At 70.0% G+C, this 6,344-nt stretch carries 5 protein-coding genes; all 5 read right to left on the reverse strand.

The features are described 5' to 3' along the window. Nucleotides 1-332: 332 nt before the first annotated feature. Nucleotides 333-1,733 carry an inorganic phosphate transporter gene (locus ACTIGN_RS15295; protein ID WP_439625299.1) on the reverse strand — a complete coding sequence of 467 codons (1,401 nt, stop codon included), beginning with the start codon at nt 1,731-1,733 and terminating at the stop codon, nt 333-335. A gap of 92 nt (nt 1,734-1,825) precedes the next feature. Further along, the gene (locus tag ACTIGN_RS15300) at nt 1,826-2,419 is read right to left on the reverse strand and encodes a hypothetical protein (RefSeq protein WP_439625301.1); all 594 of its coding nucleotides are present in this window, start codon (nt 2,417-2,419) and stop codon (nt 1,826-1,828) included. 18 nt (nt 2,420-2,437) lie between these two features. After that, complete coding sequence (locus tag ACTIGN_RS15305; RefSeq protein WP_439625303.1) at nt 2,438-4,153, reverse strand: putative ABC transporter permease subunit; 1,716 nt, start codon at nt 4,151-4,153, stop codon at nt 2,438-2,440. Between the two features lie 95 nt (nt 4,154-4,248). Further along, complete coding sequence (locus ACTIGN_RS15310) at nt 4,249-4,989, reverse strand: ABC transporter ATP-binding protein (RefSeq protein ID WP_439625305.1); 741 nt, start codon at nt 4,987-4,989, stop codon at nt 4,249-4,251. 267 nt (nt 4,990-5,256) lie between these two features. Then, nucleotides 5,257-6,132: a hypothetical protein gene (locus ACTIGN_RS15315; RefSeq protein ID WP_439625307.1), complete on the reverse strand. Its 876-nt coding sequence runs from the start codon at nt 6,130-6,132 to the stop codon at nt 5,257-5,259. Nucleotides 6,133-6,344: the final 212 nt, after the last annotated feature.

Consider the following 6,344-nt stretch of genomic DNA (forward strand, 5'->3'; position numbering starts at 1 on the left):
ATACCGAATCCGGGTGATGTGTTCCTGTAGCCGGCCTCTGTGAGGCCGGTGCCTGGGCGACCTCACGAGGCCCGGCCTCACAGAGGCCGGCTACAGAACAGCCACGAATCAATCGAACTTGGTATCAGTCGGTCAGCGAGATCGAGAACACCGGGGATCGTGGCGACCCGGGAGCGTCAGCGACCGGAGTTTTTGTACAGCACGCGCCTCCGGTCGCTGACGCTCCCGGCTCGCCGGGCACCTGGGGTTCTCGACCGCAGGCCGGTCCGGGCGACCACGAGCGACTTCAACACTGGCGCTCTGGGTTCGCACCGGACCGCAAGTCGCGGCCCTCACCCCACCAGCAGGCGGCCGGCGGTGAACAGGAGCGCGGCCAAGGCCATGCACGCCGGGAGCGTCAGCACCCACGCGAGGAAGATCTTCGCGACCGTGCCGCCCTGCACCCCGGACCGGTTCGCCACCATCGACCCGGCCACGGCGCTGCTGAGCACCTGGGTCGTGCTCACCGGGAGGCCGATGTGTGACGCGGCGACGATGATCGACGCCGTCGCGGTCTGCGCCACCACCCCCTGCCCGTAGGTCAGGTGCGTCTTGCCGATCTTCTCGGCGACCGTCTCCACGATCCGCTTGTACCCCACGGTCGTGCCGATCCCCAGCGCCAGCGCGGTGCCGATCACCACCCACAGCGGGACGTACTCGACGGCGGGGAGGAACTGCGCCTTGCGGCGCTCGCCGACGGCCCTGCGGAACCCGGCCGGCAGCGCGTCGTTGGCTTCCGCCTGCTTCAGTTCCCGTGCGACGGACATGACCGCCTGCCGCACCTCCCACCGGGTGTCCTTGTCCCGCGGCAGGTCGTCGAACGACGCCTTGCCCTTGAGCTCCTCCTCGATCACCGACAGGCCCTCGTGGACCGGTTGGGGGACGGGCACGCCGGCGCGGGCGTAGTCGGCCCGCAGGTCGCCCGCGGCCGCGTAGAGGGCGGGGGCCGACTCGGGCTCGTTCACCGTCAGGGCGTAGTGGAGCGGGAAGAACCCGATCAGCACGAGGAGCAGCAGGCCCATCCCCTTCTGCCCGTCGTTGGACCCGTGCGCGAAGCTGACCCCGCCGCAGGTCGCGATCAGGACCGCCCGGATCGCGCCCGGGGGCCGGTCGTCGCCCTGCGGGGGCGAGTACAGCCGGGGCGACCGGAACCCCACCCGCAGGAGCAGCAGGAGGACGCCGGAGAGGACGAACCCGAGCAGCGGCGAGAGGAACAGCGCGAGCCCGACCTTCTCGCACTCGCGCCAGTTCACACCGGTGAGCCCCGCGCCGTTCCACAGGCTGTTCGCGATGCCGACGCCGAGGATCGACCCGATGAGCGTGTGCGAGCTGCTCACCGGCAGGCCGAGGTACCACGTCCCGAGGTTCCACGTGACCCCGGCCAGGAGCAGCGACAGCACCATGACCAGCGCCGCCCCGGACCGCCCGTGGACGAGCAGGTCGACCGGGAGCAGGTTCACGATGCCGAACGCGACCGCGGTGCCGCCGAGCAGCACGCCGAGGAAGTTCATGAACCCGGAGAACAGCACGGCCGGGGTCGCCGGCATGCTGCGGGTGTAGATCACGGTCGTCACGGCGTTGGCCGTGTCGTGGAACCCGTTGATGAACTCGAACGCGAAGGCGGTCAGCAGGGCGAAGGCGAGGAAGACGAGCGGACCGGTGTCGAGCGCGGAGAGGGCGTGCCAGAAGTTCATACGGGGTTCCGGGGGGCGGGCGGTACCGACGCCATCAGCGTAACCGAACGGCCCCCCCAGACACCGGTGTCCCGCCACCCTTCACCGAAATTTCACATTCCCGGTTCCGGGAACACGGCGATTACTGGGCCGCCCCCGACGGCCGCCGCGGCCGACACGCGGTCGCGCTCGACTCGCTCCTTGTGCGCGAGTTCGGCCTTCCGCCTCAGGGCGCGGTCCAGGTTCATCACGTACATCGGGTCGAGCTTCGCGGCCTCCTGGAGGGCGGCGACGGCCCCGTCGATGTCCCCGGTGCCGTCGAGCCGGTAGAGGCCGAGCCGGTTCATCGCCGCGGCGTCGGCGGCCATGAGGCGCTCGGCCTCGGCCGGGTCGAGTTTCGGACCGGGGTCCGGCGCGGGGTTCGTTCTGGCCCGGGCCGCCCGCACCTTCGCGTTCGCCATCTGGGCGCGGCCGTCCAGGGCCGCCTGCTGCTCCTCCTCGGCCTGCTCCTGGGCGACGTTGGCCCGGCGGAGCACGAGGGTCGCCATGAGCGCGACGAAGAGCATCAGCCCGGCGACGAGGAACAGGTGCGACCGCCGCGGCCGCGGTTGCGCCCGCGGGGCCGGCGGCAGCGGGGCCGCCCAGTCGTCGCGCCCGTCCCGCTCGCCCCACCCGTCCGCGTCCACCTCGACCTTCTCGTCGGCCACGGCTCGCCTCCGAACGGATCAGAACTCCATCGCCCGCAGGGCCCGCGCCCCGGCCCGCAGGGGTAGGATTACGGCCAGCGCCCCGGCCAGCAACCCCACCGGCACCCCGGCGTACACCCACGGGCCGATCGCCCGCTCGCCGCCGGCCGCGGCCCGCGCCAGTTGGGCCGTGTGCAGCGGCACCGCCATGGCCCCGATCACGAGGACCAGGAACCCGAGGCCGGCGACCATGTTCACCGTGCCGCCGAACCCGACCACGATCTTCGACGGGTCGGTCTCGCGGAAGTTCGGCAGGTACGCCCCGAGCCCGACGTTCAGCCCGCTCAGCCCGACGGCGACGACCGCCATCACCGCCGCGTGGAGCGCGACCCCCTCCCACGGCAGGCCGATCACGGCGTCGCTGGCGAGGATGAGCCCCTCGCCGACCACGAGCGCGCCGGTCGCGGCGAACACGAACTTCCCCCAGAGTAACTGATCGCGGCTCACCGGCGTGAGCCCGAGGATCCAGAATTTCCGCCCCTCAAGGCTGATGAGCGGGAACACGAACCGGCTCAGCCCGGCGCACAGCAGCACGGCCGTGCCCGACAGGTTCATGAGGCTCACCGCGTACCGGTCCATCGTCGCGAGGCCGGCGGTGAACGACTGCCGCATGTTCGTCGCGCCGATCATCATGAGCACGCCGAAGATGATGAGGACGGCCCACTGGGTCGGGTCGCGGCGGAACGTGCGGAAGTCCTTGACCACGAGGGTGCGGGTCTGCGGGCTCAGGTAGAACACGAGCCCGCCCATGGCGCGGTCGAGCCAGCTCGTGCCGTACACCTTCTTCCCGCGGCCGCCGCCGGCCGTGCGGTCGTAGGCGGTGCGGTACACCCGCTTCGCGGTCCACGCGGCGACCACGTAGAGCAGCAGCCCGTTGCTCCACACCTGCGCGAGCGGGACGAGCGCCCCGGCCGGGTCGTTGCGGGCCGCGGCCATCACCCCGCGGGTCATCCAGTGGCTCGGGGCCAGCCCGCTGCGGAACAGGTCGAACTGGCCGATGAGGTCGTCGAGTTCCCGGCCCCCGGTCGCCGCCGACCTCTTCAGCCCGACGCCGACCTTGTACAGCCACACCCCGGCGACCGCGACCGCCACGACCGCGAGCACGGCGAAGAACTGCCGGCGGTTCCGCGGCATGTACCGCACGAGGAGCAGGCACAGGACGGCCGAGAGCGAACCCGGGAGCAGGACGTACCCGAGGAGGTACGGCGGGAGCAGCGCGTAGAAGAACCACGGGACGCTCGTGACGTACCCGTAGGCGAGGAACACGGGGATGCCGAGGACGACGAACCCCCACGAGCTGAACGCGACGGCGGCCTGGAACTTCGTGGCGAAAATGCGGTCGGCCCGCGCCGGCGAGCACAGCAGGAACCGGGCCTCGGGGCTGGTGAACAGGCTCGCGTAGAGGATGAGCCCGGTCGAGAACACGAGCATCGTGCCGAGGGTGAAGAACATCAGGTCGAACAGCCCCTCGACGATCGCCCCCTTGAACGGGATGTTCGCCTTCCCGAGCTGGTTGAACAGGTACAGCCCCACCGCGAACGTGAACCCGAACACGAACGCGCTCGTGCCGAGCATGGTCACGACGCGGGTGCGGCTGTGCTCCAGCGCCACGCGGAGCCCGTTGCGGACCAGCCGCGTGCGGAGCCGCCGGAACGTCGCGGCCTGCTCGGGGGCGGGGAGTGTTGCGGACGACATGGGGTTGCTCGCGTTCGTTCGAGCCACGGGGTTCACCCCCGTGGTCTTCGGGTCGCCAAACCACCACGGGGGTGAACCCCGTGGCTCGAAAGGCATCACGCACCGACCGCTTCGGATTCTTCCTTTGTGATCGCCAGGAACAGGTCCTCGAGGCTGCCGTCCATCGCGGCCTGCTTTCGCAGGTCGGTGAGCGTGCCGCAGCCGAGCAGTTGGCCGCGGTCGATGATGCCGATGCGGTCGGCGAGTTCCTGGGCGATGTCGAGCGTGTGCGTGCTCAGGAACACCGTCGTGCCCGAGTCCGCGAGCTTGCGGAGGAGCGTCTTCAGCTCGCGGATGCTCTTCGGGTCGAGGCCGACCGTGGGCTCGTCGGCGATCAGCAGCTTCGGGTCGTGGACCAGCGCCGCGGCGAACACCGTGCGCTGCCGCATCCCGTGCGAGTACCGCTCGGTGAGGTCGTCCACGAACTCGTCGAGGTGGAACAGGCCGATGACTTCCTCGATCTTCGCGGCGGCCCGGTCCCGCGGCATCCCGTACAGGTCGGCGGTGAACTGGAGGAACTCGCGGCCGGTGAGCTTCTCGTACAGGAACGGCTGGTCCGGGACGTAGCTCACAAGTGCGCGGGCCTGGTCGCCGTGGGTGCGGACGTCGAACCCGCCGACGCGGACGGTGCCGGTCGTCGGGAACAGGAGCCCGCACAGCATCTTGATGGTGGTCGTCTTCCCGGCCCCGTTCGGACCGAGGAACGCGAACAACTCGCCCGCGGGAACCTTGAGAGTGAGGTCGCGGACGGCCAGCTTCGGCCCGTAGGACTTCGTGACGTTCGCGATGTCGATCATGTTTCAGCCCCGAAGTCCGGTCGCGGTCTCTTGTGACGGACCGCACGAGCCGCTTCTCATTGATTTGGCGCGCCTGCGCCACCCGTCCCCGATGAACTCCGATTTCGCCAAATCATCATAATTCTTGCGGACAAATTTCTATTAGAGCAATAGTCAACCGCCGAACTCGTTTGGCAACATCTGGTTACAGCCGACCTCGCACCGAACTTTTTGATCGGCTCCGGACTCGCATGTCCGGACTCACTTTGCCCGCGGCGACCGATCGGATCACTCGTCGCGCTCGATGCGGAGCGTCTCGCCGGACTTGAACGCTTCCTGCCGCAGCACCTTCCCGTCGGCGGTGCGGATGTGGGTCCGCGCCGCGACGTCCGGGCCGCGGCGGTACTCGATCACCCAGCACTCGCTCCCGTGGCCGCGCCAGTCGATGGTCTGCGGGTCGGTCAGCACCTCGGCCAGCAGCGGCTCGCGCTTCTCCTCGGGTAGCTTGAGCCCGTACTGCGCGGCCTGCGAGCGCACGAACGCCCCCACCGCCTCGCCGAGCGGGTCGCTCTCGCTGACGACCCACCGGCGGCCGGGGCGGACGTTCGTGACGCGGTTCACCGGCTGGAGCGGGTTCAGCGGTTGCCCCCGCGGCACCGGGACGGGATCGAGGGCCTGGCTCACGTTCCCGAACGGCGACGTGATCTCGCACGCCGCGACCAGGTGCCCGTTCTCGACCGTGCCGGCCACCTTCGCGGTCGCCTCGGCGAACTTGCTCGTGCCGAAGTACGCCTCCAGCTTGCCGTCGGCGGACTGCTCGCGGAGGTCGCCGGAACGGGTGATGCGGGTGACGTTCCGCAGTTCGGGCACCACGACCGCGAGGCCGCTGACCTCGACGCGGACGTTGCGGAACTCGTTGGTGATGCGGAACGTGTCGTCGGCGTCGAGGTACTTCAGGCTCGTGGTGAGCTTGCCGGCCGGCTTGCCGCTCCAGGTGATCGTCCAGCGCGTGGGGATGTTCTGGGCGGCCTCGTCGGCGAGGTCGATGGCGACGGGCGGCGGCCCGGCGGCGAACAGCACCGGCCACACGTCGCGGTACACCACGTACCCGGTGACGGCGAGCCACAGCGCGACGACGAGCGCGACCGAGCGACGAGACGGCATGGGAACACACCCGCGGCAACCCGAGAACCGGTTAGACATGATACGGGCGGCGGCCCGTCAGTGGGTGAGACGCCGATGAAGAGTGGGCATTTCAGCGATTTGACGCGGGACCGATTCTGGAACGAGGCTCGGCGTTGGAGTTGGTAGACGGTGGCTTCCCCTCACCCGCCGCGAAGCGCGGCGACCTCTCCCCGTAGGAACGGGGCGAGGTG

Source organism: Gemmata sp., assembly GCF_051859125.1.
Taxonomy (GTDB): Bacteria; Planctomycetota; Planctomycetia; order Gemmatales; family Gemmataceae; genus Gemmata.